This is a genomic window from Stenotrophomonas sp. GD04054 (assembly GCF_029836955.1).
In the GTDB taxonomy this organism is placed as follows: domain Bacteria; phylum Pseudomonadota; class Gammaproteobacteria; order Xanthomonadales; family Xanthomonadaceae; genus Stenotrophomonas; species Stenotrophomonas maltophilia_A.
Genome location: NZ_JAOECR010000020.1, coordinates 52,761 through 76,982 on the forward strand (window position 1 = coordinate 52,761; position 24,222 = coordinate 76,982).

The 24,222-nt window shown below is 63.0% G+C and carries 33 protein-coding genes; all 33 read left to right on the forward strand.

Features of this window, described 5'->3' with window-relative positions; translation table 11 throughout:
• Positions 1-25: 25 nt before the first annotated feature.
• Entirely contained in the window at positions 26-4,249 is a 4,224-nt protein-coding gene (gene rpoC, locus N7573_RS11430; protein ID WP_094002411.1) for a DNA-directed RNA polymerase subunit beta', read from the forward strand.
• 284 nt (positions 4,250-4,533) lie between these two features.
• Positions 4,534-4,908 carry a 30S ribosomal protein S12 gene (gene rpsL, locus N7573_RS11435; RefSeq protein WP_004145320.1) on the forward strand — a complete coding sequence of 125 codons (375 nt, stop codon included), beginning with the start codon at positions 4,534-4,536 and terminating at the stop codon, positions 4,906-4,908.
• A gap of 12 nt (positions 4,909-4,920) precedes the next feature.
• Complete coding sequence (gene rpsG, locus N7573_RS11440; RefSeq protein ID WP_004145321.1) at positions 4,921-5,394, forward strand: 30S ribosomal protein S7; 474 nt, start codon at positions 4,921-4,923, stop codon at positions 5,392-5,394.
• A 141-nt stretch (positions 5,395-5,535) separates the two neighbouring features.
• A complete protein-coding gene (gene fusA, locus N7573_RS11445) occupies positions 5,536-7,677 on the forward strand; it encodes an elongation factor G (RefSeq protein WP_049422946.1) in 2,142 nt (713 codons plus the stop codon).
• A gap of 52 nt (positions 7,678-7,729) precedes the next feature.
• Positions 7,730-8,920, forward strand: coding sequence for an elongation factor Tu (gene tuf, locus N7573_RS11450; protein ID WP_049416993.1), 1,191 nt, complete (start codon positions 7,730-7,732; stop codon positions 8,918-8,920).
• A gap of 332 nt (positions 8,921-9,252) precedes the next feature.
• On the forward strand, positions 9,253-9,564 hold the full coding sequence (gene rpsJ / locus N7573_RS11455; protein ID WP_005408208.1) for a 30S ribosomal protein S10: 312 nt from the start codon (positions 9,253-9,255) through the stop codon (positions 9,562-9,564).
• An 11-nt stretch (positions 9,565-9,575) separates the two neighbouring features.
• Positions 9,576-10,226: a 50S ribosomal protein L3 gene (gene rplC / locus N7573_RS11460; RefSeq protein WP_279913265.1), complete on the forward strand. Its 651-nt coding sequence runs from the start codon at positions 9,576-9,578 to the stop codon at positions 10,224-10,226.
• Between the two features lie 12 nt (positions 10,227-10,238).
• On the forward strand, positions 10,239-10,844 hold the full coding sequence (gene rplD / locus N7573_RS11465; RefSeq protein WP_004145337.1) for a 50S ribosomal protein L4: 606 nt from the start codon (positions 10,239-10,241) through the stop codon (positions 10,842-10,844).
• Complete coding sequence (gene rplW / locus N7573_RS11470) at positions 10,841-11,140, forward strand: 50S ribosomal protein L23 (RefSeq protein WP_004145338.1); 300 nt, start codon at positions 10,841-10,843, stop codon at positions 11,138-11,140. Before rplD ends, rplW begins: the two co-directional genes overlap by 4 nt.
• A 10-nt stretch (positions 11,141-11,150) precedes the next feature.
• Positions 11,151-11,978 carry a 50S ribosomal protein L2 gene (gene rplB, locus N7573_RS11475; protein ID WP_004145339.1) on the forward strand — a complete coding sequence of 276 codons (828 nt, stop codon included), beginning with the start codon at positions 11,151-11,153 and terminating at the stop codon, positions 11,976-11,978.
• 6 nt (positions 11,979-11,984) lie between these two features.
• The gene (rpsS, locus tag N7573_RS11480) at positions 11,985-12,254 is read left to right on the forward strand and encodes a 30S ribosomal protein S19 (RefSeq protein WP_004154485.1); all 270 of its coding nucleotides are present in this window, start codon (positions 11,985-11,987) and stop codon (positions 12,252-12,254) included.
• A gap of 12 nt (positions 12,255-12,266) precedes the next feature.
• Positions 12,267-12,602: a 50S ribosomal protein L22 gene (gene rplV, locus N7573_RS11485; protein ID WP_004145348.1), complete on the forward strand. Its 336-nt coding sequence runs from the start codon at positions 12,267-12,269 to the stop codon at positions 12,600-12,602.
• Positions 12,603-12,620: 18 nt separating this feature from the next.
• Positions 12,621-13,355 (forward strand): 30S ribosomal protein S3, encoded by a 735-nt coding sequence (gene rpsC / locus N7573_RS11490; RefSeq protein ID WP_004145350.1) that lies wholly within the window; start codon positions 12,621-12,623, stop codon positions 13,353-13,355.
• Between the two features lie 5 nt (positions 13,356-13,360).
• A complete protein-coding gene (rplP, locus tag N7573_RS11495) occupies positions 13,361-13,774 on the forward strand; it encodes a 50S ribosomal protein L16 (protein WP_004154486.1) in 414 nt (137 codons plus the stop codon).
• The gene (gene rpmC, locus N7573_RS11500) at positions 13,774-13,959 is read left to right on the forward strand and encodes a 50S ribosomal protein L29 (protein ID WP_004154487.1); all 186 of its coding nucleotides are present in this window, start codon (positions 13,774-13,776) and stop codon (positions 13,957-13,959) included. The genes rplP and rpmC overlap by 1 nt, the downstream gene beginning before the upstream one ends.
• Positions 13,960-13,970: 11 nt before the next feature.
• Positions 13,971-14,240: a 30S ribosomal protein S17 gene (rpsQ, locus tag N7573_RS11505; RefSeq protein WP_004154489.1), complete on the forward strand. Its 270-nt coding sequence runs from the start codon at positions 13,971-13,973 to the stop codon at positions 14,238-14,240.
• Between the two features lie 11 nt (positions 14,241-14,251).
• Positions 14,252-14,620, forward strand: a complete 369-nt coding sequence (gene rplN / locus N7573_RS11510; RefSeq protein WP_004145357.1) for a 50S ribosomal protein L14 — start codon at positions 14,252-14,254, stop codon at positions 14,618-14,620.
• 16 nt (positions 14,621-14,636) lie between these two features.
• On the forward strand, positions 14,637-14,954 hold the full coding sequence (gene rplX, locus N7573_RS11515) for a 50S ribosomal protein L24 (protein ID WP_004154490.1): 318 nt from the start codon (positions 14,637-14,639) through the stop codon (positions 14,952-14,954).
• 11 nt (positions 14,955-14,965) lie between these two features.
• Positions 14,966-15,508 carry a 50S ribosomal protein L5 gene (gene rplE / locus N7573_RS11520; RefSeq protein WP_004154491.1) on the forward strand — a complete coding sequence of 181 codons (543 nt, stop codon included), beginning with the start codon at positions 14,966-14,968 and terminating at the stop codon, positions 15,506-15,508.
• A gap of 18 nt (positions 15,509-15,526) precedes the next feature.
• Positions 15,527-15,832 carry a 30S ribosomal protein S14 gene (rpsN, locus tag N7573_RS11525; protein WP_005408209.1) on the forward strand — a complete coding sequence of 102 codons (306 nt, stop codon included), beginning with the start codon at positions 15,527-15,529 and terminating at the stop codon, positions 15,830-15,832.
• A gap of 258 nt (positions 15,833-16,090) precedes the next feature.
• The gene (gene rpsH / locus N7573_RS11530; RefSeq protein ID WP_005408210.1) at positions 16,091-16,489 is read left to right on the forward strand and encodes a 30S ribosomal protein S8; all 399 of its coding nucleotides are present in this window, start codon (positions 16,091-16,093) and stop codon (positions 16,487-16,489) included.
• 18 nt (positions 16,490-16,507) lie between these two features.
• Positions 16,508-17,032, forward strand: a complete 525-nt coding sequence (rplF, locus tag N7573_RS11535) for a 50S ribosomal protein L6 (protein WP_005408211.1) — start codon at positions 16,508-16,510, stop codon at positions 17,030-17,032.
• Between the two features lie 80 nt (positions 17,033-17,112).
• Positions 17,113-17,472 (forward strand): 50S ribosomal protein L18, encoded by a 360-nt coding sequence (gene rplR, locus N7573_RS11540; RefSeq protein WP_024957318.1) that lies wholly within the window; start codon positions 17,113-17,115, stop codon positions 17,470-17,472.
• A 161-nt stretch (positions 17,473-17,633) separates the two neighbouring features.
• Positions 17,634-18,176 (forward strand): 30S ribosomal protein S5, encoded by a 543-nt coding sequence (gene rpsE / locus N7573_RS11545; RefSeq protein WP_005408213.1) that lies wholly within the window; start codon positions 17,634-17,636, stop codon positions 18,174-18,176.
• Positions 18,169-18,360, forward strand: a complete 192-nt coding sequence (rpmD, locus tag N7573_RS11550) for a 50S ribosomal protein L30 (RefSeq protein ID WP_005408214.1) — start codon at positions 18,169-18,171, stop codon at positions 18,358-18,360. Before rpsE ends, rpmD begins: the two co-directional genes overlap by 8 nt.
• A gap of 6 nt (positions 18,361-18,366) precedes the next feature.
• Positions 18,367-18,810: a 50S ribosomal protein L15 gene (gene rplO, locus N7573_RS11555; RefSeq protein WP_004154498.1), complete on the forward strand. Its 444-nt coding sequence runs from the start codon at positions 18,367-18,369 to the stop codon at positions 18,808-18,810.
• Between the two features lie 7 nt (positions 18,811-18,817).
• Positions 18,818-20,185, forward strand: a complete 1,368-nt coding sequence (gene secY / locus N7573_RS11560) for a preprotein translocase subunit SecY (RefSeq protein WP_005408215.1) — start codon at positions 18,818-18,820, stop codon at positions 20,183-20,185.
• A 347-nt stretch (positions 20,186-20,532) separates the two neighbouring features.
• Positions 20,533-20,889: a 30S ribosomal protein S13 gene (gene rpsM / locus N7573_RS11565; RefSeq protein ID WP_004154500.1), complete on the forward strand. Its 357-nt coding sequence runs from the start codon at positions 20,533-20,535 to the stop codon at positions 20,887-20,889.
• Between the two features lie 11 nt (positions 20,890-20,900).
• Positions 20,901-21,290, forward strand: coding sequence for a 30S ribosomal protein S11 (rpsK, locus tag N7573_RS11570; protein ID WP_004145443.1), 390 nt, complete (start codon positions 20,901-20,903; stop codon positions 21,288-21,290).
• 15 nt (positions 21,291-21,305) lie between these two features.
• Positions 21,306-21,935, forward strand: coding sequence for a 30S ribosomal protein S4 (gene rpsD, locus N7573_RS11575; RefSeq protein ID WP_004145446.1), 630 nt, complete (start codon positions 21,306-21,308; stop codon positions 21,933-21,935).
• Positions 21,936-21,990: 55 nt separating this feature from the next.
• Complete coding sequence (rpoA, locus tag N7573_RS11580) at positions 21,991-22,989, forward strand: DNA-directed RNA polymerase subunit alpha (RefSeq protein WP_010483975.1); 999 nt, start codon at positions 21,991-21,993, stop codon at positions 22,987-22,989.
• Between the two features lie 191 nt (positions 22,990-23,180).
• Positions 23,181-23,564 carry a 50S ribosomal protein L17 gene (gene rplQ, locus N7573_RS11585; protein WP_005408217.1) on the forward strand — a complete coding sequence of 128 codons (384 nt, stop codon included), beginning with the start codon at positions 23,181-23,183 and terminating at the stop codon, positions 23,562-23,564.
• A 185-nt stretch (positions 23,565-23,749) separates the two neighbouring features.
• Positions 23,750-24,222: disulfide bond formation protein B (locus N7573_RS11590; protein WP_279941254.1), on the forward strand; the 473-nt coding region annotated here is incomplete at its 3' end.

Sequence of the window (24,222 nt, forward strand, 5' to 3'; positions counted from 1 at the left end):
AGCATTCCTCCTTCTGGAGAACACCATGAAAGACCTGCTCAACCTCTTCAACCAGCAGCGCCAGACGCTGGACTTCGACGCGATCAAGATCGCGCTGGCCTCGCCGGACCTGATCCGTTCGTGGTCCTTCGGCGAAGTGAAGAAGCCGGAAACCATCAACTACCGTACCTTCAAGCCGGAACGCGACGGCCTGTTCTGCGCCGCCATCTTCGGCCCGGTGAAGGACTACGAGTGCCTGTGCGGCAAGTACAAGCGCATGAAGCACCGCGGCGTGGTCTGCGAAAAGTGCGGCACCGAAGTGACCCTGGCCAAGGTGCGTCGCGAGCGCATGGGCCATATCGACCTGGCTTCGCCGGTCGCGCACATCTGGTTCCTGAAGTCGCTGCCGTCGCGCATCGGCCTGATGCTGGACATGACCCTGCGCGACATCGAGCGCGTGCTGTACTTCGAAGCCTACGTGGTGACCGAGCCGGGCCTGACCGCCCTGGAGCGCCGCCAGCTGCTGACCGAAGAACAGTACCTGCAGGCCCGCCAGGAGCACGGTGACGACTTCGACGCCGCGATGGGCGCCGAGGCCGTGTACGAACTGCTGCGCACGATCGACCTGCAGTCGGAAATGACCCGCCTGCGCGAGGAAATCGCCGCTACCGGTTCGGAAACCAAGCTCAAGCGCCTCACCAAGCGCATCAAGCTGATCGAAGCCTTCCTGGAGTCGGGCAACCGTCCGGAATGGATGGTCATGACCGTGCTGCCGGTGCTGCCGCCGGACCTGCGTCCGCTGGTCCCGCTGGATGGTGGCCGCTTCGCGACCTCCGACCTGAACGACCTGTACCGCCGTGTCATCAACCGTAACAACCGCCTGCGCCGCCTGCTCGAACTGAGCGCGCCGGACATCATCGTGCGCAATGAAAAGCGCATGCTGCAGGAATCGGTCGATGCGCTGCTGGACAACGGCCGTCGTGGCCGTGCCATCACCGGCACCAACAAGCGCCCGCTGAAGTCGCTGGCCGACATGATCAAGGGCAAGCAGGGCCGCTTCCGCCAGAACCTGCTGGGCAAGCGCGTCGACTACTCGGGCCGTTCGGTCATCGTGGTCGGTCCGTACCTGCGCCTGCACCAGTGCGGCCTGCCGAAGAAGATGGCGCTTGAGCTGTTCAAGCCGTTCGTCTTCGCCAAGCTGCAGCGTCGTGGCCTGGCCACCACCATCAAGGCCGCCAAGAAGCTGGTCGAGCGCGAAGAAGCCGAAGTCTGGGACATCCTGGAAGAGGTCATCCGCGAGCATCCGGTGATGCTGAACCGTGCGCCGACCCTGCACCGTCTGGGCATCCAGGCGTTCGAGCCGGTGCTGATCGAAGGTAAGGCCATCCAGCTGCACCCGCTGGTCTGCACCGCGTTCAACGCCGACTTCGACGGTGACCAGATGGCCGTCCACGTGCCGCTCTCGCTGGAAGCCCAGCTGGAAGCGCGTGCGCTGATGATGTCGACCAACAACATCCTGTCGCCGGCCAACGGCGAGCCGATCATCGTGCCGTCGCAGGACGTCGTGCTGGGTCTGTACTACATGACCCGGTCGCTGGAAAACAAGAAGGGCGAGGGCATGGCCTTCGCCAACATCGCTGAAGTGAAGCGTGCCTACGACAACCGCGTGGTGGAACTGCACGCGCGCGTCAAGGTCCGCATCACCGAGGTGGTGACCGACGAAGACGGTGTGAAGCAGAACAAGACCTCGATCGTGGACACCACGATCGGTCGCGCCCTGCTGGCTGAAATCCTGCCGGAAGGCCTGCCGTTCGCGCTGGCCAACACCGAGCTGACCAAGAAGAACATCAGCCGCCTGATCAACTCCAGCTACCGCCAGCTGGGCCTGAAGGACACGGTCGTGTTCGCCGACAAGCTGATGTACACCGGCTTCGCCTACGCGACCCGCGCCGGCGTCTCCATCGGCATCGACGACATGCTGATCCCGGACGAGAAGAAGGGCATCCTCACCGAGGCCGAAGCTGAAGTGCTGGAAATCCAGGAGCAGTACCAGTCGGGCCTGGTCACCGCCGGCGAGCGCTACAACAAGGTGGTCGACATCTGGTCGCGCACCAACGAGCGCATCGCCAAGGCGATGATGGACACCATCGGTACCGAGAAGGTGGTCAATGCCAAGGGTGAGACCATCGACCAGAAGTCGATGAACTCGCTGTACATCATGGCCGACTCCGGTGCGCGTGGTTCGCAGGCGCAGATCCGTCAGCTGGCCGGCATGCGTGGCCTGATGGCCCGCCCGGACGGCTCGATCATCGAGACGCCCATCAAGGCGAACTTCCGCGAAGGCCTGAACGTGCAGGAGTACTTCAACTCCACCCACGGTGCCCGTAAGGGTCTGGCCGATACCGCGCTGAAGACCGCGAACTCGGGTTACCTGACCCGTCGTCTGGTCGACGTGGCACAGGACGTGGTGATCACCGAGGTGGATTGCGGTACCACCGAAGGCCTGATCATGACCCCGATCGTGGAAGGCGGCGACGTGGTCGAGCCGCTGAAGGACCGCGTGCTGGGTCGCGTGGTTGCCGAGGACGTGTTCCTGCCGGGCAACGACGAAGATCCGATCGTCACCCGCAACACCCTGCTGGACGAAGCCTGGGTTGCCAAGCTGGAAGATGCCGGCGTGCAGACCATCAAGGTCCGCTCGACCATCTCCTGCGAATCGGCCTTCGGTGTCTGCTCGCGCTGCTACGGCCGCGACCTGGCCCGTGGCCACCTGGTCAACATCGGTGAAGCGGTCGGCGTCATCGCCGCCCAGTCCATCGGTGAGCCGGGTACCCAGCTGACCATGCGTACGTTCCACATCGGTGGTGCGGCGTCGCGAGCTGCTGCGGTCGACAACATCACCGTCAAGACCACCGGCTCGGTCAAGTTCAGCAACCTCAAGTCCGTCGAGCATGCCAACGGCTCGCTGGTGGCAGTGTCGCGCTCGGGCGAAATCTCGGTGCTCGATGCCCACGGCCGTGAGCGTGAGCGCTACAAGCTGCCGTACGGTGCGACCATCACGTCCAAGGACGGTGATGCGATCAAGGCTGGCCAGACCGTGGCCAACTGGGATCCGCATAACCACCCGATCGTGTCGGAAGTGGCCGGTTTCATCCGCTTCATCGACTTCGTCGACGGCATCACCGTCATCGAGAAGACCGACGAGCTGACCGGCCTGGCGTCGCGCGAAATCACCGATCCGAAGCGTCGTGGTACCCAGGCCAAGGACCTGCGCCCGATCGTGCGCATCGTCGACGCCAAGGGCAACGACCTGTCGATCCCGGGCACCGACCTGCCGGCGCAGTACCTGCTGCCGCCGCGCTCGATCGTCAACCTGCAGGACGGCGCTGCCGTCGGCGTGGGTGACGTGGTCGCCAAGATCCCGCAGGAAGCGTCGAAGACCCGCGACATCACCGGTGGTCTGCCGCGCGTGGCCGATCTGTTCGAAGCGCGCAAGCCGAAGGATCCGGCGGTGCTGGCCGAGCGTTCGGGCATCATCAGCTTCGGCAAGGACACCAAGGGCAAGCAGCGCCTGATCATCAAGGACACCGATGGTTCGGAGCACGAAGAGCTGATCCCGAAGTACCGCCAGGTCATCGTGTTCGAAGGCGAGCATGTCACCAAGGGTGAAACCATCGTGGACGGCGAGCCGAGCCCGCAGGACATCCTGCGTCTGCTGGGTGTCGAACCGCTGGCGGCCTACCTGGTGAAGGAAATCCAGGACGTGTACCGCCTGCAGGGCGTGAAGATCAACGACAAGCACATCGAGGTGATCACCCGCCAGATGCTGCGCAAGGTCGAGATCACCGACCAGGGCAGCAGCAAGTTCCTGAACGGCGAACAGGTGGAGCGTCAGCGCGTTATCGAGGAGAATGCGCGCCTGTCGACCCGCAACGAGCTGCCGGCGCACTTCGATCCGGTCCTGCTGGGTATCACCAAGGCGTCGCTGGCGACCGAATCGTTCATCTCGGCCGCTTCGTTCCAGGAAACCACCCGCGTGCTGACCGAAGCGGCCGTCCGCGGCACCTCGGACAACCTGCGTGGCCTGAAGGAAAACGTCATCGTGGGTCGCCTGATTCCGGCCGGTACCGGCCTGGCGTACCACAGCAACCGCCGTCGCGGCGCTTCCGGTCTCACCGAGTCGGAAATGCAGACCCTGGCCGGCACCCCGGCTGCGGTCGAGGCACCGGTGGTTGAAGCCGAAGCTGAACAGGCCTCGGGCGAAGAATGAGGTATCCGGTCCGGCCGCTAGGCCGGACCACCCCATCGGTCCATTGATGGGATTGGGAAAGGGCAGGGGAGATCGTCCGCGATCGACCCGGCCAACCTGAACGGGGTACATGGAGGCCCCCCAGTAACGTTCCGGGATCAGGAACGGGCTTGACAGGAGGCGTTTGACTGCTTTCCTGGCAGGTTGCTACAATCGTCTGTCTCAGCAGGCCAGAATTTTGGCCTGCTTTAACATTTCCGCATCTCTGGTCGGATTTTCCGGCCACCAATCAGAAGAACCTACTGATGGCGACGATCAACCAGCTGGTCCGCAAGCCGCGGCAAGCGACCACCTACAAGAGTGCCTCGCCGGCGCTCGACAAGTGCCCGCAGCGCCGTGGCGTCTGCACCCGTGTCTACACCACCACTCCGAAGAAGCCGAACTCGGCTCTGCGCAAGGTTGCCAAGGTCCGCCTGACCAACCAGGAAGAAGTGATTTCCTACATCGGTGGTGAAGGCCACAACCTGCAGGAGCACTCCGTGGTCCTGATCCGCGGCGGTCGCGTCAAGGACCTGCCGGGTGTGCGTTACCACACCGTTCGTGGCTCGCTCGACGCCGCCGGCGTTGCCAAGCGTCGCCAGGCCCGTTCCAAGTACGGCGCCAAGCGTCCGAAGGCATAAGGAGAGAGCACTATGTCGCGTAAGGGTAATACTCCGCAGCGTTCCGTCCTGCCCGATCCGAAGCACGGAAGCGAAACCATCGCCCGCTTCATCAACATGGTCATGCAGAGCGGCAAGAAGTCCGTCGCCGAAAAGATCGTGTATGGCGCCATGGACGTGATCACCGAGAAGAACAGCAGCGCCAACGCCATTGAACTGGTGCAGAAGGCTCTGGACAACGTCGCTCCGGCGGTCGAAGTCAAGTCGCGCCGCGTCGGTGGTGCCACCTACCAGGTGCCGGTCGAAGTGCGTTCGTCGCGCAAGATGGCCCTGGCCATGCGCTGGCTGATCGACTCCGCGCGCAAGCGTGGTGAGAACACCATGCCGAAGAAGCTGGCTGCTGAACTGATCGACGCCTCGGAAAATCGTGGCGGCGCCATCAAGAAGCGCGAAGAAACCCACCGCATGGCCGAAGCCAACAAGGCATTCGCCCACTACCGCTGGTGAGTTTGACGGCCTTGTAAAACAGGCAGGGCAGCACCACTTCGGTGCGTGCTGCCTCGCGGTCCCAGAAGGACTGCGCCAATCCGAAGGCCGCCGAAAGGCGGCGTTCGGCCATCCGAAATCCAAGAAATCTGAGAGGCTCCCGTGGCCCGTTCCACTCCCATCGAGCGTTACCGTAACTTCGGCATCATGGCTCACATCGATGCCGGCAAGACCACCACGTCCGAGCGCATCCTGTTCTACACCGGCAAGAGCCACAAGATCGGTGAAGTGCACGACGGCGCCGCCACCATGGACTGGATGGAGCAGGAGCAGGAGCGTGGCATCACGATCCAGTCCGCTGCCACCACCGCGTTCTGGAAGGGCATGGACAAGTCCCTGCCGGAGCACCGCTTCAACATCATCGACACCCCCGGGCACGTCGACTTCACCATCGAAGTGGAGCGCTCGCTGCGCGTGCTCGACGGTGCCGTCTTCGTCCTGTGCGCCGTCGGTGGCGTGCAGCCGCAGTCGGAAACCGTGTGGCGCCAGGCCAACAAGTACCACGTGCCGCGCATCGCGTTCGTCAACAAGATGGACCGTACCGGTGCCAACTTCCAGAAGGTCGTCGGCCAGCTGAAGGCCAAGCTGGGCGCGGTTGCCGTGCCGATGCAGCTGCCGATCGGCGCTGAAGACAACTTCAAGGGCGTCGTCGACCTGCTGAAGATGAAGGCCATCCACTGGGATGAAGCTTCGCAGGGCATGAAGTTCGAATACGGCGACATCCCGGCCGAACTGCAGGGCCCGGCTGAAGAGGCTCGCCAGTTCATGGTCGAGACCGCTGCCGAAGCCAGCGAAGAGCTGATGGAAAAGTACCTGGGCGGCGAAGAGCTGGCCGAGGCTGAAATCATCAATGCCCTGCGTACCCGCACCCTGGCCACCGAGATCGTGCCGATGTACTGCGGCTCGGCCTTCAAGAACAAGGGCGTGCAGGCCATGCTGGATGGCGTGATCCAGCTGCTGCCGTCGCCGGTCGACGTGCCGGACGTGAAGGGCGTGGACGTTGACGACGACACCGTCGAAATGACCCGCAAGTCGGACGACAAGGCTCCGTTCTCGTCGCTGGCCTTCAAGATCATCACCGACCCGTTCGTCGGCGCGCTGACCTTCTTCCGTGTCTACTCGGGCACCCTGAACGGTGGCGACACCGTGCTGAACTCGGTGAAGGGCAAGAAGGAGCGCATCGGCCGCATCCTGCAGATGCACTCGAACAACCGCGAGGAAATCAAGGAAGTTCTGGCCGGTGACATCGCCGCTGCCGTGGGCCTGAAGGACACCACCACCGGTGACACCCTGTGCGCCGTGGACGCCCCGATCATCCTGGAGCGCATGACGTTCCCGGAGCCGGTGATCTCGATGGCCGTCGAGCCGAAGACCAAGTCGGACCAGGAAAAGATGGGCCTGGCCCTGGGCCGTCTGGCGCAGGAAGATCCGTCGTTCCGCGTCAAGACCGACGAAGAATCCGGCCAGACCATCATCTCGGGCATGGGCGAGCTGCACCTGGACATCATCGTTGACCGCCTGAAGCGCGAGTTCAACGTTGAAGCCAACGTCGGCGCGCCGCAGGTGGCCTACCGCGAAACCATCACCCTGGCTGACGTCAAGTCGGACTACAAGCACGCCAAGCAGTCCGGTGGTAAGGGTCAGTACGGTCACGTCGTGATCGAACTGTCGCCGATCACTGCTGCCGACCGTGCCGATCCGAAGATCGCTCCGATGATCAAGGACGACTTCCTGTTCATCAACGACATCACCGGCGGCGTGATCCCGAAGGAATTCATCCCGTCGGTCGAGAAGGGCCTGCGCGAAACCATCACCAGCGGCCCGCTGGCTGGCTTCCCGGTCGTGGACGTCAAGGTGAAGCTGGTGTTCGGTTCGTACCACGACGTCGACTCCTCGGAAATGGCGTTCAAGCTGGCTTCGTCGATGGCCTTCAAGCAGGGCTTCGCCAAGGCCAAGCCGGTGCTGCTGGAGCCGATCATGAAGGTCGAGATCGTGACCCCGGAGGATTACCAGGGTGACGTGATGGGCGACGTCAGCCGTCGTCGCGGCGTGCTGCAGGGTTCCGACACCACCGGTGACGGCTCCGCTTCGATCATCAACGCGATGATCCCGCTGGGTGAAATGTTCGGCTACGCCACTGCACTGCGTTCGCAGACCCAGGGCCGCGCCACCTTCACCATGGAATTCGATCACTACGAGCCGGCTCCGACCAACATCGCCGAAGCCGTCATGAAGAAGGGCTGAGCCTCGCTCAGCCTCTCTTGAAACCACTTACGAACAATCAAGGTATAGAACAATGGCAAAGGGTAAGTTCGAACGCACCAAGCCGCACGTCAACGTCGGCACCATCGGTCACGTCGACCACGGCAAGACCACGCTGACCGCCGCACTGACCAAGATCGGTGCCGAGCGCTTCGGTGGCGAGTTCAAGGACTACTCCTCGATCGACGCCGCGCCGGAAGAAAAGGCGCGTGGCATCACGATCTCGACCGCGCACGTCGAGTACGAATCCCCGATCCGTCACTACGCCCACGTTGACTGCCCGGGCCACGCTGACTACGTCAAGAACATGATCACCGGTGCCGCCCAGATGGACGGCGCGATCCTGGTGTGCTCGGCCGCTGACGGCCCGATGCCGCAGACCCGTGAGCACATCCTGCTGTCGCGCCAGGTCGGCGTGCCGTACATCGTCGTGTTCCTGAACAAGGCCGACATGGTCGACGACGCCGAGCTGCTCGAGCTGGTCGAGATGGAAGTGCGCGAACTGCTGAGCAAGTACGAGTTCCCGGGCGACGACACCCCGATCATCGCCGGTTCGGCCCGTCTGGCGCTGGAAGGCGACCAGAGCGACATCGGCGTGCCGGCCATCCTGAAGCTGGTCGACGCGCTGGACAGCTGGATTCCGGAGCCGGAGCGTGCGATCGACAAGCCGTTCCTGATGCCGGTGGAAGACGTGTTCTCGATCTCGGGCCGCGGCACCGTGGTGACCGGTCGTATCGAGCGCGGCGTGATCAAGGTTGGCGACGAAATCGAAATCGTCGGCATCCGTCCGGTGCAGAAGACCACCGTGACCGGCGTTGAAATGTTCCGCAAGCTGCTGGACCAGGGTCAGGCAGGCGACAACGCTGGCCTGCTGCTGCGCGGCACCAAGCGTGACGACGTCGAGCGTGGCCAGGTGCTGGCCAAGCCGGGCACGATCAAGCCGCACACCAAGTTCGAAGGCGAAGTGTACGTCCTGTCGAAGGACGAGGGCGGCCGCCACACCCCGTTCTTCAACGGCTACCGTCCGCAGTTCTATTTCCGCACCACCGACATCACCGGCGCCGCCAAGCTGCCGGAAGGCGTCGAAATGGTGATGCCGGGTGACAACGTCAAGATGGAAGTCACCCTGATCAACCCGGTGGCCATGGACGAAGGTCTGCGCTTCGCCATCCGCGAAGGCGGCCGTACCGTCGGCGCCGGCGTGGTCTCGAAGATCATCGAGTAATCTGGTAGTATCAGCGCCCCGATGTTGCCTGGGTAGGGCATCGGGGCGTATCAAATGGGAAAGCAGGCACAGGATGTGCCTTGTGTTCCCCGGACCAGGAAGGGTCAATGCCATTCAGGCGGCGTCAACAGGCGACTGTTGACAGCTGCCTTGCGTGCCATTATGCTTCTACGTCTGGGCAGGCCGGGTAACTGGTCTGCCTACGTTTTTGAGGTCTATGGAGTGACCTTGGCGGCCTGCAGGACTGCGGGCCGTCCGTATTCAGGAATTTCATGGGACAAAGCAACCCAGAGGCTTTGTCTGTCGCTCTTTTAACGAAGGAACCTACCGCCATGGCGGACCAAAAGATCCGGATCCGGCTGAAAGCGTTCGATCATCGTCTGATCGACCGTTCGGCCAGCGAGATCGTTGAAACGGCAAAGCGGACCGGCGCGCAAGTGCGTGGCCCGATCCCGCTGCCGACCAAGATCGAGCGTTACACCGTTCTCGTTTCCCCGCACGTCGACAAGGACGCGCGTGACCAGTACGAGACCCGCACGCACAAGCGCGTGCTCGATATCGTTGACCCGAATGACAAGACCGTGGACGCGCTGATGAAGCTCGAACTGGCTGCCGGCGTCGACGTTCAGATCAAGCTGACCTGAGGACTACGACCATGACGAAGAAGTATTCGTTGGGCTTCGTGGGCCGCAAGGCTGGCATGAGCCGCGTGTTCACTGAAGATGGCCGCTCCATCCCGGTGACCCTGATCGAAGCAACCCCGAACCGCATCGCGCAGATCAAGACCGTCGAAACCGACGGCTACAGCGCCGTGCAGGTGACCGTCGGCGCGCGTCGCGCTGCCCTGGTCAACAAGCCGGAAGCCGGCCACTTCGCCAAGGCGAAGGTGGAAGCGGGTCGTGGCCTGTGGGAATTCCGCGTTGAAGACGCGCAGCTCGGCGAGTTCGCCGTTGGCGGCGAAGTCAAGGCGGACATCTTCGAAGTCGGCCAGATCGTCGACGTCCAGGGTGTCACCAAGGGTAAGGGCTTCCAGGGCACCATCAAGCGCCACAACTTCCGTATGGGCGATGCAACCCACGGTAACTCGCTGTCGCATCGCGCGCCGGGTTCGCTGGGTCAGCGCCAGACCCCGGGTCGCGTTTTCCCGGGCAAGAAGATGTCGGGCCACATGGGCGCGGTGCAGCAGAGCACCCAGAACCTGGAAGTGGTCAAGGTCGACGTCGAGCGCGGTCTGATCGCCGTTCGCGGCGCCGTTCCGGGCGCGGCGGGTGGCGACGTGATCGTCCGTCCGGCGAGCAAGGCATAAGGAGAGATGACGATGGAACTCGTTATCACGGGTAGCAACAACAAGGTCTCGGTCTCCGACGCCGTGTTCGGTCGCGATTTCAGCGAAGATCTGGTCCACCAGGTCGTCGTTGCCTACCGCAACGCCGGTCGCGCCGGCACCAAGGCACAGAAGACTCGCTCCGAAGTGGCTGGTACCACCAAGAAGTCGAAGAAGCAGAAGGGCGGCGGCGCGCGTCATGGCGCACTGACGGCTCCGATCTTCGTCGGCGGCGGTGTCACCTTCGCGGCCAAGCCGCGCAGCTTCGAGCAGAAGGTCAATCGTAAGCAGTACCGTGCCGCCATGTGCGCGATCCTGTCCGAGCTGAACCGTCAGGGCCGTCTGACCATCGTGGAGTCCTTCGACGTCGAAGTGACCAACACGAAGGGTCTGATCGCCAAGCTGGCCGGCCTGGAAGTGGGCAAGCGCCCGCTGATCGTCACCGAAGAAGCGTCCGAGCACCTGTACCTGTCCGCCCGCAATCTGCCGTACGTGCAGGTGCGTGACGTCCAGGGTCTGGATCCGGTCTCGCTGGTGGGTGCCGACACGGTCGTCATCACCGCTGACGCGGTCAAGAAGGTCGAGGAGTGGCTGGCATGAACAGCAACGAAAAAATCTTCAGCGTGCTGCGTGCCCCGCGTGTCTCCGAAAAGACCGCGCGCCTGCAGGAACTCTCCAACCAGTATGTCTTCGAAGTTTCGAACGAAGCCACCAAGGCCGATGTAAAGGCCGCGGTTGAGCAGCTGTTCGACGTCAAGGTCGAAGCCGTCAACGTGGTCAACGTCAAGGGCAAGAACAAGTCCTTCCGTAACCGTGCTGGCCGCCGCGGCGATTGGCGCAAGGCGTACGTTCGCCTGGCCGATGGCCAGTCGATCGATGTAACGGCCAAGGCCTGAGGTACATCCCATGCCATTGATGAAATTCAAGCCCACTTCCCCCGGCCGCCGTTCGGCCGTGCGCGTGGTCACTCCCGACCTGCACAAGGGTGCTCCGCACGCTGCGCTGGTCGAGTCGCAGAGCCGCTCGGGTGGTCGTAACCACCATGGCCGCATCACCGTGCGTCACGTCGGTGGTGGTGCCAAGCAGCACTACCGCATCATCGACTTCAAGCGCAACAAGCTGGGCATCCCGGCGCGCGTGGAACGCATCGAATACGATCCGAACCGCACCGCGCACATCGCCCTGCTGTGCTACGTCGACGGTGAGCGTCGCTACATCATCGCCCCGAAGGGCCTGAAGGCTGGTGATCAGGTGATCGCTGGTTCGGATGCCCCGATCAAGGCTGGCAACACCCTGCCGCTGCGCAACATCCCGGTCGGCACCACCATCCACTGCATCGAACTGAAGCCGGGCAAGGGCGCTCAGATCGCTCGCGCCGCTGGTGCGGCCGTGCAGCTGGTGGCTCGCGAAGGCATCTACGCCACCCTGCGCCTGCGCTCGGGTGAAATGCGTAAGGTTCCGGTCGAGTGCTGCGCCACCATCGGCGAAGTCGGCAACGACGAGCACAGCCTGGAAAAGCTGGGCAAGGCCGGTGCCAAGCGTTGGCGCGGCGTCCGCCCGACCGTTCGTGGTGCTGCCATGAACCCGGTTGACCACCCGCACGGTGGTGGTGAGGCCAAGGCCGGCCAGGGTAATCCGCATCCGGTCACCCCGTGGGGTGTCCCGACCAAGGGTTACAAGACGCGCCATAACAAGCGCACTCAGCAGTTCATCGTCCGCGATCGTAGGGGCTAATCGACCATGGCACGTTCACTCAAGAAGGGCCCGTTCGTCGATCACCACCTCGTCAAGAAGGTGGAGGCCGCTGCGGGCAGCAAGAAGCCGATCAAGACCTGGTCGCGCCGTTCGATGATCCTGCCTGACATGGTAGGCGTCACCATTGCCGTGCATAACGGCAAGAACCACATCCCGGTTCTCGTCAACGAGAACATGGTCGGCCACAAGCTCGGCGAATTTGCCATCACCCGGACCTTCAAGGGTCACGGTGGTGACAAGAAGTCGGGCAAGTAAGGAGAGATGACAATGGAAGCGAAAGCCATCCTGCGCACTGCGCGCATCTCCCCGCAGAAGGCTCGTCTGGTCGCTGACCAGGTGCGCGGTCTGCCGGCCGAGCGTGCGGTCAACCTGCTGAAGTTCTCGGACAAGAAGGCTGCCCACCTGATCAAGAAGGTGGTGGAGTCGGCAATTGCCAACGCCGAGAACAACCAGGGCGCCGACGTCGACGAGCTGAAGGTTCAGACCATCATGGTTGATGAAGGTCCGACCCTGAAGCGTTTCATGGCGCGGGCGAAAGGCCGCGGTACCCGCATCCTCAAGCGCACCAGCCACATCACTGTGGTTGTGGGCGCCGCCAAGTAAGCGGATAAGGAAAAGACCATGGGTCATAAAGTTCATCCGATTGGTATCCGCCTCGGCATTTCCAAGGACTGGAACTCCAAGTGGTACGCCAACAAGGCCGAGTTCGCTGGTTACCTGGCAGCCGACCTGAAAGTGCGCGAAATGCTGCGCAAGAAGCTGGCTCAGGCCGGCATCAGCAAGATCCTGATCGAGCGTCCGGCCAAGACCGCTCGCGTGACGATCCACACCGCCCGTCCGGGCGTGGTGATCGGCAAGCGCGGTGAGGACATCGAGAAGCTGCGCAAGGAAGTGAGCGAGATGATGGGCGTCCCGGCGCACATCAACGTCACCGAAGTGCGCAAGCCGGAACTGGACGCGCAGCTCGTTGCCGAGTCGATCGCCCAGCAGCTGGAGCGTCGCATCATGTTCCGCCGTGCAATGAAGCGCTCGGTCGGCAACGCGATGCGTCTGGGTGCCCTGGGCATCAAGGTCAACGTCGGTGGCCGCCTCAACGGTGCAGAAATCGCCCGTTCGGAGTGGTACCGCGAAGGCCGCGTGCCGCTGCACACCCTGCGTGCCGACATCGACTATGGCTTCGCTGAAGCCAAGACGACCTACGGCATCATCGGCATCAAGGTCTGGATCTACAAGGGCGAGGTCTTCGATTTCTCCCAGGTTGGCCAGGAAAAGCAGGACGACACCCCGTCGCGCAACGATCGTCACGATCGCGGCGACCGTGGTGACCGTCAGCGCCCGGCCCGTGAAGCGAGGTAACGACAATGTTGCAACCCAAGCGAACCAAGTACCGCAAGGTACACAAGGGCCGTAACGATGGCCTGAGCTGGAGCGCCAACGCTGTCAGCTTCGGCGAATACGGCCTGAAGGCAACCGCACACGGTCAGCTGACCGCGCGTCAGATCGAAGCGGCCCGCCGCTCGATCAGCCGCTACGTCAAGCGCGGCGGCAAGATGTGGATCCGCGTGTTCCCCGACAAGCCCATCACCAAGAAGCCCATCGAAGTCCGAATGGGTTCTGGTAAGGGCAACGTGGAATACTGGGTGGCCCAGATCCAGCCCGGCCGCATGATCTATGAAATCGAGGGTGTTTCCGAGGAAGTGGCTCGCGAGGCGTTCCGCCTGGCCGCCGCCAAGCTCTCGGTCACCACCACTTTCGTGACCCGTACGGTGCGCTGATGGATATCAAAACTCTCCGTGAAAAGTCGGCTGACGAACTCAAGGCCCACCTGATCGACCTGCGTAAGGAACAGTTCTCTGTCCGTATGCAGCAGGTCACCGGCCAGCTGCCGAAGACCCACGACATTCGCCGGGTCCGTCGCGAGATTGCTCGCGTCAAGACCCTGCTCGGCAGCACGAAGTAAGGATGGCCGCTATGAGCGACAATACTGAAAAGAAGACGCTGCGCACGGTCGAAGGCCGTGTCGTCAGCAACAAGATGGACAAGACGGTTACCGTCCTGGTTGAGCGTCAGGTCAAGCACGCGCTGTACGGCAAGTACATCAAGCGCTCGACGAAGCTGCACGCCCACGATGCCGACAACGCCTGCAAGGAAGGCGATGTCGTCCGCGTGACCGAGATTGCTCCGATGTCCAAGACCAAGAACTGGCGCGTGGTGGAAGTCATCACGCGCGCGGCTGAATAAGGAGCTGAATCATGATCCAGATGCAGAGCTACCTTGACGTCGCGGACAATTCGGGTGCCAAGCAGGTGATGTGCTTCAAGGTGCTGGGTGGTTCCAAGCGCCGTTACGCCGGCATCGGCGACATCATCAAGGTCACCGTGAAGGATGCGATTCCGCGCGGCAAGGTCAAGAAGGGTGAAGTGTATGACGCCGTTGTGGTGCGTACCCGCAAGGGTGTGCGTCGCGCCGACGGCTCGCTGATCCGCTTCGACGGCAACGCTGCCGTTCTGCTGAACAGCAAGCAGGAGCCGATCGGTACCCGTATCTTCGGGCCGGTGACCCGTGAACTTCGTTCGGAGAAGTTCATGAAGATCGTCTCGCTCGCTCCCGAAGTGCTGTGAGCGACAGGAGATAATCATGGCTAACCGTATCAAGAAGGGCGACCAGGTTGTCGTCAACGCTGGCAAGGACAAGGGCAAGCAGGGCGAAGTCGTCCGCGTCGACGGCGACCGTGTGGTCGTCGCCAACGTGAACATCGTCAAGCGCCACACCAAGCCGAACCCGCAGGCAGGTGTTGCCGGCGGCGTGGTCGAGCGCGAAGCTTCGATCCATATCTCCAACGTGAATGTTCTGAACCCGGCTTCGGGCAAGGGCGAACGCGTTGGCTTCAAGGTGCTGGAGGATGGACGCAAACTGCGTGTGTTCCGCTCCAGCGGTGAGGCGCTCGACGCCTGAGGAATGAGAAGATGAGTTCCCGTCTCGAAAAGTTCTACAAGGACGAAGTGGTGCCGGCGCTGATGAAGCAGTTCGGCTACACCAATCCGATGGAAGTGCCGAAGCTGGTCAAGGTCACCCTGAACATGGGTGTCGGCGAAGCGGCCACCAACAAGAAGATCCTGGAAAACGCCGTCGGCGACATGACCAAGATTTCCGGCCAGAAGCCGGTTGTCACCAAGTCGCGTGTGTCGGTTGCGTCGTTCAAGATCCGCGATGGTTGGCCGATCGGCTGCAAGACCACGCTGCGTCGCCACAAGATGTACGAGTTCCTGGATCGCCTGATCAACATCTCGCTGCCGCGCGTGCGCGACTTCCGTGGTGTTTCCGGTCGTTCCTTCGACGGCCGCGGCAACTTCAACATGGGTGTGAAGGAGCAGATCATCTTCCCGGAAATCGACTTCGACGCCGTCGACGCGATCCGCGGTATGGATATCGCCATCACCACCACTGCGAAGACCGACGCGGAAGCGAAGGCGCTGCTGGCAGCGTTCAAGTTCCCGTTCCGTAACTGATCTGTCGAGGAAACCGAAATGGCAAAGACCTCCATGGTCAACCGCGACATCAAGCGGGAAAAGCTGGCAAAGAAGTACGCTGAAAAGCGTGCAGCTCTGAAGAAGATCGTGTCCTCCGTGGACGCGACCTACGAAGAGAAGATCGACGCCGCAACCAAGCTGGCCAAGCTGCCGCGCGATTCGTCGCCGAGCCGCCAGCGCAACCGTTGCGAGCTGTCGGGTCGTCCGCGTGGCGTCTACAGCAAGTTCGGCCTGGGCCGTAACAAGCTGCGTGAAGCCACCATGCGTGGCGACGTCCCGGGTCTGCGCAAGGCCAGCTGGTAATCCCAGCCGGCCCTGCGATCAGGCGCCCCTTCGGGGGTGCCTGAACCGGGTAGGGGAGGCATTCAGCTTTCCCGACGCAAAAAAACCGAAGAGCCCGGCGCAAGCCGGGCTCTTTTGGCGTATACTCCCGCGTCTTGCCCTGTGCAAACGGGGTTGTAGGGGTGGGCCCTTGGCCCGCTGCATCAAGGGACCTGGCCCGTTTCCAGGAGACAACAGATTTTCGCGAAAGCGGATATCGGTGCACTCAAAGGTACTCATATGAGCATGACTGATCCCATCGCCGACCTGCTGGTCCGCATCAAGAATGCGGCCGCGGTTGGCAAGCAGACGGTGAAAGCCCCGTCGTCCAAGATCAAGGTTGCGATTGCCCAGGTCCTGAAGGACGAGGGTTACATCACCGACCTGCGCGTGACCCAGCTGGAAAACAACAAGTCCGAGCTGGAAATCGTGCTGAAGTATTTCGAAGGCAAGCCGGTCATCGCGACCCTGAAGCGCTTCTCGCGTTCGGGCCTGCGCCAGTACCGCGGCAAGAGCGAGCTGCCGAAGGTCATGAACGGCCTGGGTATCTCCATCATTTCCACCTCCAAGGGCATCATGACTGATGCGCAGGCGCGCCAGCTGGGCGTCGGCGGCGAAGTCCTGTGCTTCGTGGCCTAAGGCGAAAGGAGTAGAACTATGTCCCGCGTAGCCAAGAAGCCGATCGACCTGGGTAAGGTTGAACTGAACGTCCAGTCGGACAGCGTCACCGCCAAGGGCCCGAAGGGCACCCTGTCGCTGGCCAAGCCGGCCGGTATTGCCATCAACGTCGACAACGGCGTTGCCACCCTGAGCACCGAGAACGCCGACCTGGTCGCACTGACCGGTACCGTGCGTGCGATCCTGTCCAACATGGTCAAGGGCGTGTCCGAAGGCTTCGAGCGCAAGCTGGAGCTGGTCGGCGTGGGTTACCGCGCTGCCATGCAGGGCAAGGACCTGAGCCTGTCGCTGGGCTTCTCGCATCCGGTCGTGTTCGTGGCGCCGGAAGGCATCACCCTGTCGACCCCGACCCAGACCGAGATCCTGGTCCAGGGCGCTGACAAGCAGGTCGTCGGTGAAGTTGCCGCCAAGATCCGTGCGTTCCGCAAGCCGGAGCCGTACAAGGGCAAGGGCGTGAAGTACTCCGACGAAGTCATCATCCGTAAGGAAGCCAAGAAGGCATAAGCGCGAGTCCCTCGCAAGAGCCCGCACATCCCTGTGCGGACTTCTCAGGGAAAAGCTCTTCCTTCAGCTTTCAAGGAATAATCAAAATGAACAAGAACATCGCCCGCCTGCGTCGCGCCAAGTCGACCCGCGCCCACATCCGTGAGCTCGGCGTCGCCCGCCTGTCGGTGCTGCGCACCGGCCAGCACCTGTACGCCCAGGTCTTCACCGCCGACGGTTCCAAGGTGCTGGCTGCCGCCAACACCACCCAGACCGACGTCATGGAAGGCCTGAAGAACGGCAAGAACGCCGATGCCGCCGCCAAGGTTGGCCGCATCGTCGCCGAGCGCGCCAAGGCCGCCGGCGTCGAGAAGGTTGCCTTCGATCGTTCGGGCTACCGCTACCACGGCCGCATCAAGGCCCTGGCAGAAGCGGCCCGCGAAGCCGGCCTGCAGTTCTAAGGGACAAGGGCAGGGGGCCATTGGCCTCCTGCCTGCCTGCTCGCCAGCCTGAGTGAGGCTGGACGGCGCCGCTCTTCTGCAGCGGCCCACCGGAACGCCGCGTCACGCCACAACCATAAGCGGCTTCGAGCCGTACATACCCAAACAACCAAGGAATCAACATGGCAGAAGAGCGTCAGCAGCGGGGTCGCGATCGCGACCGTAACCGCGAAGAGAAGATCGACGACGGCATGATCGAAAAGCTGGTCGCGGTCAACCGCGTCAGCAAGACCGTCAAGGGTGGCCGCCAGTTCACCTTCACCGCCCTGACCGTTGTCGGCGACGGCGAAGGCAAGGTCGGTTTCGGTTATGGCAAGGCCCGCGAAGTGCCGGTCGCCATCCAGAAGTCGATGGAACAGGCCCGCAAGAACCTGGTCAGCGTTGACCTGAACAACGGCACCCTGTGGCACACCATCAAGGATGGTCACGGCGCAGCCCGCGTGTTCATGCAGCCGGCTTCGGAAGGTACCGGCGTCATCGCCGGCGGTGCCATGCGCGCCGTGCTGGAAGCGGTTGGCGTGAAGAACGTGCTGGCCAAGGCCACCGGTTCGCGCAACCCGATCAACCTGGTGCGTGCCACCGTGAAGGGCCTGTCTGCTGCGCAGTCGCCGGCCCGCATCGCGGCCAAGCGCGGCAAGAAGGTGGAGGAACTCAACCATGGCTAATGAGTCCAACAAGACTGTCAAGGTCCGCCTGGTGCGTGGCCTGCGTGGCACCCAGTCGCGTCACCGCCTGTCGGTGCGTGCCCTGGGCCTGAACAAGCTCAACGATGTGCGTGAACTGAAGGACAGCCCGCAGGTGCGCGGCCTGATCAACAAGGTTCAGTACCTCGTCCAGGTTGAGGAGTAATCGACCATGACTCTGCGTCTCAATGAACTGAGCCCGGCACCGGGCGCCCGCACCGAGCGTACCCGCGTCGGTCGCGGTATCGGCTCGGGCCTGGGCAAGACTGCCGGCCGCGGCCACAAGGGTTCGTTCGCCCGCAAGGGTGGCGGCAAGATCAAGGCTGGCTTCGAAGGCGGCCAGACCCCCATGCAGCGTCGTCTGCCGAAGATCGGCTTCCGTTCGCCGATCGCCAAGGACACCGCTGAAGTGCTGCTGTACGCGCTGGACAAGCTGCCGGCCGGTGAGATCGACTTCGCCGCCCTGCGTGCTGCCAAGCTGGTCCCGAGCACTGCAAAGAAGGCCAAGGTCGTCGTCAAGGGCGAAGTGACCAAGGCGTTCACCCTGAAGGGTATCGCTGCCACGGCGGGTGCCAAGGCTGCGATCGAAGCTGCCGGCGGCAGCGTAACGGAGTAAGAAAATCATGGCGCAAGCTGGCATCGGTAACCTCGCGGGCGGAATGGGCAAGTTCACTGAACTTCGCCAACGTTTGCTGTTCGTCGTCGGGGCTTTGATCGTCTATCGCATCGGCTGCTACGTGCCGGTGCCGGGCGTCAATCCCGATGCCATGCTTGCCATGATGCAACAGCAGGGCGGCGGCATCGTGGACATGTTCAACATGTTCTCGGGCGGCGCCCTGCACCGTTTCAGCATCTTCGCGCTGAACGTGATGCCGTACATTTCGGCATCGATCGTGATGCAGCTGGCCGTGCACATCTTCCCCGCCCTGAAGGCGATGCAGAAGGAAGGTGAGTCCGGCCGCCGCAAGATCACCCAGTATTCGCGCATCGGCGCCGTGCTGCTGGCAGTGGTGCAGGGCGGCTCGATCGCACTGGCCCTGCAGGGCCAGGTCTCGCCGTCGGGCGCTCCGGTCGTGTACGCGCCGGGCATGGGCTTCGTGCTCACCGCCGTGGTCGCGCTGACCGCCGGCACCATGTTCCTGATGTGGGTCGGTGAGCAGGTCACCGAACGCGGCATCGGCAACGGCGTGTCGCTGATCATCTTCGCCGGTATCGTCGCTGGCCTGCCGGGTGCGATCATCCACACCTTCGACGCCTACCGCGACGGCAACATCCAGTTCATCCAGCTGCTGCTGATCGCCATCGTCGTGCTCGCCTTCACCTTCTTCGTGGTGTTCGTCGAGCGTGGCCAGCGCCGGATCACGGTCAACTACGCGCGCCGCCAGGGCGGTCGCAACGCGTACATGAACCAGACCTCGTTCCTGCCGCTGAAGCTCAACATGGCCGGCGTCATCCCGGCGATCTTCGCCTCGAGCCTGCTGGCCTTCCCGGCCACCCTGGCCATGTGGTCCGGCCAGGCTGCCAACCAGAGCAGCTTCGGCCAGGTCCTGCAGAAGGTCGCCAATGCCCTCGGCCCGGGCGAGCCGCTGCACATGATCGTGTTCGCTGCGCTGATCACAGGTTTCGCGTTCTTCTATACCGCGCTGGTGTTCAACTCGCAGGAAACCGCCGACAACCTGAAGAAGTCGGGCGCGCTGATTCCGGGCATCCGTCCGGGCAAGGCCACCGCCGATTACATCGACGGCGTGCTGACCCGCCTGACCGCAGCTGGCTCGGCCTACCTGGTGATCGTCTGCCTGCTGCCGGAACTGATGCGCACGCAGCTGAACGCCTCGTTCTACTTCGGTGGTACTTCGCTGCTGATCGTGGTGGTGGTGGTGATGGACTTCATCGCCCAGGTGCAGGCGCACCTGATGTCCCACCAGTACGAGAGCCTGCTGAAGAAGGCCAACCTGAAGGGCGGCAACCGCGGCGGTTTTGCCCGCGGCTGATTGGCCTGTTATACTTTCGTCTTCCTGACGTGATGGTCCCTCCGCTTCGCGGACTCCGGCCACACAAACGAAGGGCGGCCCCCGCAGCGGTTCCGGGTGGGGGTGTGATGAGGTGGTCCCGCGCTGGAGTAGCGCGGGCGGCTCCGGGGGAAACCCCAGGTCCAACCCCATCCGGCGCCGGAGCCTGGGCACACTCCCCAGGCCGGGTTCATGAAACCAATGGTTTCACGGGCTTCCATGTAAACCGGAACCTTGTTAGTATCGCTAGTTCACTTTTTTGATCCATCCTGCCGGATTGGCGTGCCCGAGGCGCGCTGTCGGCCATCACTCAGCTGGAGAACCGCGTCATGGCGCGTATTGCAGGCGTCAACCTGCCAGCCCAGAAGCACGTCTGGGTCGGGTTGCAAAGCATTTACGGCATCGGCCGTACCCGTTCGAAGAAGGTCTGCGAAGTCGCAGGCGTTGCTTCGACCACCAAGATCCGCGATCTGTCGGAGCCGGAAATCGAGCGCCTGCGCGCCGAAGTCGGCAAGTACATCGTGGAAGGCGATCTGCGCCGTGAGATCGGCATCGCGATCAAGCGCCTGATGGACCTGGGCTGCTACCGCGGCCTGCGTCACCGTCGTGGCCTCCCGCTGCGTGGCCAGCGCACCCGTACCAACGCCCGCACCCGCAAGGGTCCGCGCAAGGCGATCAAGAAGTAAGGGACTGAGAAATGGCTAAGCCCGCTGCTAAGACCAAGAAGAAGATCAAGCGCGTCGTCACCGACGGCGTTGCCCACGTCCACGCTTCGTTCAACAACACCATCGTCACCATCACCGACCGCCAGGGCAACGCTCTGTCGTGGGCGACCTCCGGTGGCGCTGGCTTCCGCGGTTCGCGCAAGTCGACCCCGTTCGCTGCCCAGGTGGCTGCTGAAAAGGCCGGTCGTGCTGCGCTGGACTACGGCGTGAAGTCGCTGGAAGTCCGCATCAAGGGCCCGGGTCCGGGCCGTGAGTCGGCCGTGCGTTCGTTGAACAACGTCGGCTACAAGATCACCAACATCATCGACGTGACGCCTATCCCGCACAACGGGTGCCGTCCGCCGAAGAAGCGTCGCGTCTAAAGGGAGCGATAAGAAATGGCTCGTTATATCGGTCCTACCTGTAAGCTCGCCCGTCGCGAAGGCGCCGACCTGTCCCTGAAGAGCCCGGCGCGTGCGCTGGACTCGAAGTGCAAGCTGGAGCAGAAGCCCGGCCAGCACGGCGCCACTGCCCGCAAGGGCAAGCTGTCCGACTACGCCACCCAGCTGCGTGAAAAGCAGAAGGTCAAGCGTATCTACGGCCTGCTGGAGCGTCAGTTCCGCAACTACTACAAGAAGGCCTCGACCAAGAAGGGCAACACCGGCGAGAACCTGCTGCAGCTGCTGGAAACCCGCCTGGACAACGTCGTCTACCGCATGGGCTTCGCCGTGACCCGTCCGGCTGCCCGTCAGCTGGTGTCGCACCGCGGCGTCACCGTGAATGGCAAGTCGGTCAACCTGGCTTCGTACCAGGTCAAGGCTGGCGACGCCATCGCTCTGTCTGAAAAGGCTGCCAAGCAGCTGCGCGTCCAGGAAGCCCTGACCGTCGCCGCCCAGCATGACCTGAGCCCGTCGTGGGTTGAAGTGGATTCCGGCAAGTTCACCGGCATCTTCAAGGCTGTTCCGGATCGTTCGGATCTGCCTGCGGACATCAACGAAGCGCTGATCGTCGAGCTGTATTCGAAGTAATTCACATTGGAGAGCCCCCGGCGACGGCCGGGGGTTCACTAGGAGAACCCGCAACATGACGGTTACCGCCAACCAGGTTCTGCGTCCTCGCGGTCCGCAGATCGAACGCCTTACCGACACCCGTGCAAAGGTCGTTATCGAACCTTTGGAGCGGGGTTACGGGCATACGCTGGGTAATGCCCTGCGTCGCGTGCTGCTGTCGTCCATCCCGGGCTTCGCCATCACGGAAGTCGAAATCGACGGCGTGTTGCATGAGTACACCACGGTCGAAGGTCTGCAGGAGGACGTGCTCGAAGTCCTGCTGAACCTCAAGGACGTGGCCATCCGTATGCACTCCGGCGACAGCGCCACCCTGTCCCTGTCCAAGCAGGGCCCGGGCGTTGTCACCGCTGCCGACATCAAGGTCGACCACAATGTGGAGATCCTGAACGGCGAACACGTGATCTGCCACCTGACCAAGGATACGGCGATCAACATGCGTCTGAAGATCGAACGTGGTTTCGGCTACCAGCCGGCTGCCGCGCGTCGTCGTCCGGACGAAGAAACCCGTGCCATCGGCCGTCTGGTCCTGGATGCCTCGTTCTCGCCGGTCCGCCGCGTCGCCTATGCCGTGGAAGCGGCCCGCGTCGAACAGCGTACCGACCTGGACAAGCTGGTCATCGATATCGAGACCAACGGCACCATCGACGCCGAGGAAGCCGTGCGCACCGCCGCCGACATCCTCAGCGACCAGCTGTCGGTGTTCGGTGACTTCACCCACCGCGACCGCGGTGCAGCCAAGCCGGCCAACAACGGCGTGGATCCGGTGCTGCTGCGCCCGATCGACGATCTGGAGCTGACCGTGCGTTCGGCCAACTGCCTGAAGGCTGAAAGCATCTACTACATCGGCGATCTGATCCAGAAGACCGAAGTGGAGCTGCTGAAGACCCCGAACCTGGGCAAGAAGTCGCTCACCGAGATCAAGGAAGTGCTGGCTCAGCGCGGCCTGTCGCTCGGCATGAAGCTGGAGAACTGGCCGCCGGCCGGTGTCGCCAGCCACGGCATGCTGGGCTGATATCGGTAATGCCTGAAGGCTCCACCGTTCGCGGTGGGGCCTTCAACGCAACACACCATGCCACGACGAACCCCAGGTTCGCGCGGCAGGTCGCCCAGGACGGGTGGCCAGGACCAACCGCAGTCCGCGCAGCAACGCCAGGATGGCGACAACGATCCGCACAGTCTCATCATTAACCAAGGAATATCACCATGCGTCACCAGAAGTCTGGCCGTAAGTTCAGCCGTACCAGCGCCCACCGCGAAGCGATGTTCAAGAACATGGCTGCCTCGCTGTTCAAGCACGAGCTGATCAAGACCACCCTGCCGAAGGCCAAGGAACTGCGCCGCGTTGCCGAGCCGCTGATCACCCTGGCCAAGGTCGACTCCGTCGCCAACCGCCGTCTGGCCTTCGCTCGCCTGCGCGACAACGAAGCCGTGGGCAACCTGTTCACCATCCTGGGCCCGCGCTACGCGAACCGTCCGGGCGGCTACCTGCGTCTGCTGAAGTGCGGCTTCCGCGCTGGCGACAACGCGCCGATGGCCTACGTCGAGCTGGTTGACCGTCCGGTCGTGGCCGAGGAAGTGGCCGAGTAATCGGACCGCTCCAATGCGACACAGCGAAAGCCCGGCCTCTGCCGGGCTTTTGCGTTTCCGGGGGCGGATCCCTTTCTGCAGGACCGGGCTCTGACCCACACCGTTCCGACAGGCGTCACCTGTGGCGGTTCGAATGGCGCGCACTCTCGGTTACGCTTGGCGCCTGATCCATTCGAGCGTTGACGATGAATCCACTGCGCTGGCCCTTCCGCGCCCAGTTCTTCCTGGGCTTCCTGATCTGCGCGGGCCTGCTTGGCTACGCGATCTTCCTGCAGCTGAAGATGGGCCTGGAGCCGTGTCCGCTGTGCATCTTCCAGCGCCTGGCGTTCGCCGCGCTTGGCCTGCTGTTCCTGATCGGTGCACTGCATGGTCCGTCCAACCGCCCGGGACGCGCGACCTATGGCGTGCTGGCCTTCATTGCCGCGGCCGTGGGTGTCGGCATCGCCGCGCGCCACGTCTACGTGCAGATGCTGCCGCCGGAAATGGGGTCCACCTGTGGCCCGCCGCTGGCCTTCCTGAGCGAAACCATGGGGCCGCTGGAAGTGTTCCGCACGGTGCTGACTGGTACCGGCAACTGCGGCAACATCGACTGGACCTTCCTGGGCCTGACCATGCCGATGTGGTCGGGCGTGTGGTTCGTGCTGCTGGCGCTGTGGGC

What these genes read in the sequence shown, in the direction of transcription:
- rpsJ (WP_005408208.1), top strand. Translation starts at nt 9,253, where the DNA reads ATGGCGGACCAAAAGATCCGGATCCGGCTGAAAGCGTTCGATCATCGT.
- rplP (WP_004154486.1), top strand. Translation starts at nt 13,361, where the DNA reads ATGTTGCAACCCAAGCGAACCAAGTACCGCAAGGTACACAAGGGCCGT.
- rpsE (WP_005408213.1), top strand. Translation starts at nt 17,634, where the DNA reads ATGGCAGAAGAGCGTCAGCAGCGGGGTCGCGATCGCGACCGTAACCGC.
- secY (WP_005408215.1), top strand. Translation starts at nt 18,818, where the DNA reads ATGGCGCAAGCTGGCATCGGTAACCTCGCGGGCGGAATGGGCAAGTTC.
- rpmC (WP_004154487.1), top strand. Translation starts at nt 13,774, where the DNA reads ATGGATATCAAAACTCTCCGTGAAAAGTCGGCTGACGAACTCAAGGCC.
- rplF (WP_005408211.1), top strand. Translation starts at nt 16,508, where the DNA reads ATGTCCCGCGTAGCCAAGAAGCCGATCGACCTGGGTAAGGTTGAACTG.
- rplD (WP_004145337.1), top strand. Translation starts at nt 10,239, where the DNA reads ATGGAACTCGTTATCACGGGTAGCAACAACAAGGTCTCGGTCTCCGAC.
- rpsG (WP_004145321.1), top strand. Translation starts at nt 4,921, where the DNA reads ATGTCGCGTAAGGGTAATACTCCGCAGCGTTCCGTCCTGCCCGATCCG.
- rplW (WP_004145338.1), top strand. Translation starts at nt 10,841, where the DNA reads ATGAACAGCAACGAAAAAATCTTCAGCGTGCTGCGTGCCCCGCGTGTC.
- rplQ (WP_005408217.1), top strand. Translation starts at nt 23,181, where the DNA reads ATGCGTCACCAGAAGTCTGGCCGTAAGTTCAGCCGTACCAGCGCCCAC.
- rplE (WP_004154491.1), top strand. Translation starts at nt 14,966, where the DNA reads ATGAGTTCCCGTCTCGAAAAGTTCTACAAGGACGAAGTGGTGCCGGCG.
- rplX (WP_004154490.1), top strand. Translation starts at nt 14,637, where the DNA reads ATGGCTAACCGTATCAAGAAGGGCGACCAGGTTGTCGTCAACGCTGGC.
- rpsC (WP_004145350.1), top strand. Translation starts at nt 12,621, where the DNA reads ATGGGTCATAAAGTTCATCCGATTGGTATCCGCCTCGGCATTTCCAAG.
- rplC (WP_279913265.1), top strand. Translation starts at nt 9,576, where the DNA reads ATGACGAAGAAGTATTCGTTGGGCTTCGTGGGCCGCAAGGCTGGCATG.
- tuf (WP_049416993.1), top strand. Translation starts at nt 7,730, where the DNA reads ATGGCAAAGGGTAAGTTCGAACGCACCAAGCCGCACGTCAACGTCGGC.
- rpsQ (WP_004154489.1), top strand. Translation starts at nt 13,971, where the DNA reads ATGAGCGACAATACTGAAAAGAAGACGCTGCGCACGGTCGAAGGCCGT.
- rpsD (WP_004145446.1), top strand. Translation starts at nt 21,306, where the DNA reads ATGGCTCGTTATATCGGTCCTACCTGTAAGCTCGCCCGTCGCGAAGGC.
- rpsH (WP_005408210.1), top strand. Translation starts at nt 16,091, where the DNA reads ATGAGCATGACTGATCCCATCGCCGACCTGCTGGTCCGCATCAAGAAT.
- rplN (WP_004145357.1), top strand. Translation starts at nt 14,252, where the DNA reads ATGATCCAGATGCAGAGCTACCTTGACGTCGCGGACAATTCGGGTGCC.
- rpsN (WP_005408209.1), top strand. Translation starts at nt 15,527, where the DNA reads ATGGCAAAGACCTCCATGGTCAACCGCGACATCAAGCGGGAAAAGCTG.
- rplB (WP_004145339.1), top strand. Translation starts at nt 11,151, where the DNA reads ATGCCATTGATGAAATTCAAGCCCACTTCCCCCGGCCGCCGTTCGGCC.
- rplV (WP_004145348.1), top strand. Translation starts at nt 12,267, where the DNA reads ATGGAAGCGAAAGCCATCCTGCGCACTGCGCGCATCTCCCCGCAGAAG.
- rpsL (WP_004145320.1), top strand. Translation starts at nt 4,534, where the DNA reads ATGGCGACGATCAACCAGCTGGTCCGCAAGCCGCGGCAAGCGACCACC.
- rpoA (WP_010483975.1), top strand. Translation starts at nt 21,991, where the DNA reads ATGACGGTTACCGCCAACCAGGTTCTGCGTCCTCGCGGTCCGCAGATC.
- rpsK (WP_004145443.1), top strand. Translation starts at nt 20,901, where the DNA reads ATGGCTAAGCCCGCTGCTAAGACCAAGAAGAAGATCAAGCGCGTCGTC.
- rpsM (WP_004154500.1), top strand. Translation starts at nt 20,533, where the DNA reads ATGGCGCGTATTGCAGGCGTCAACCTGCCAGCCCAGAAGCACGTCTGG.
- rpsS (WP_004154485.1), top strand. Translation starts at nt 11,985, where the DNA reads ATGGCACGTTCACTCAAGAAGGGCCCGTTCGTCGATCACCACCTCGTC.
- rpoC (WP_094002411.1), top strand. Translation starts at nt 26, where the DNA reads ATGAAAGACCTGCTCAACCTCTTCAACCAGCAGCGCCAGACGCTGGAC.
- rplO (WP_004154498.1), top strand. Translation starts at nt 18,367, where the DNA reads ATGACTCTGCGTCTCAATGAACTGAGCCCGGCACCGGGCGCCCGCACC.
- rpmD (WP_005408214.1), top strand. Translation starts at nt 18,169, where the DNA reads ATGGCTAATGAGTCCAACAAGACTGTCAAGGTCCGCCTGGTGCGTGGC.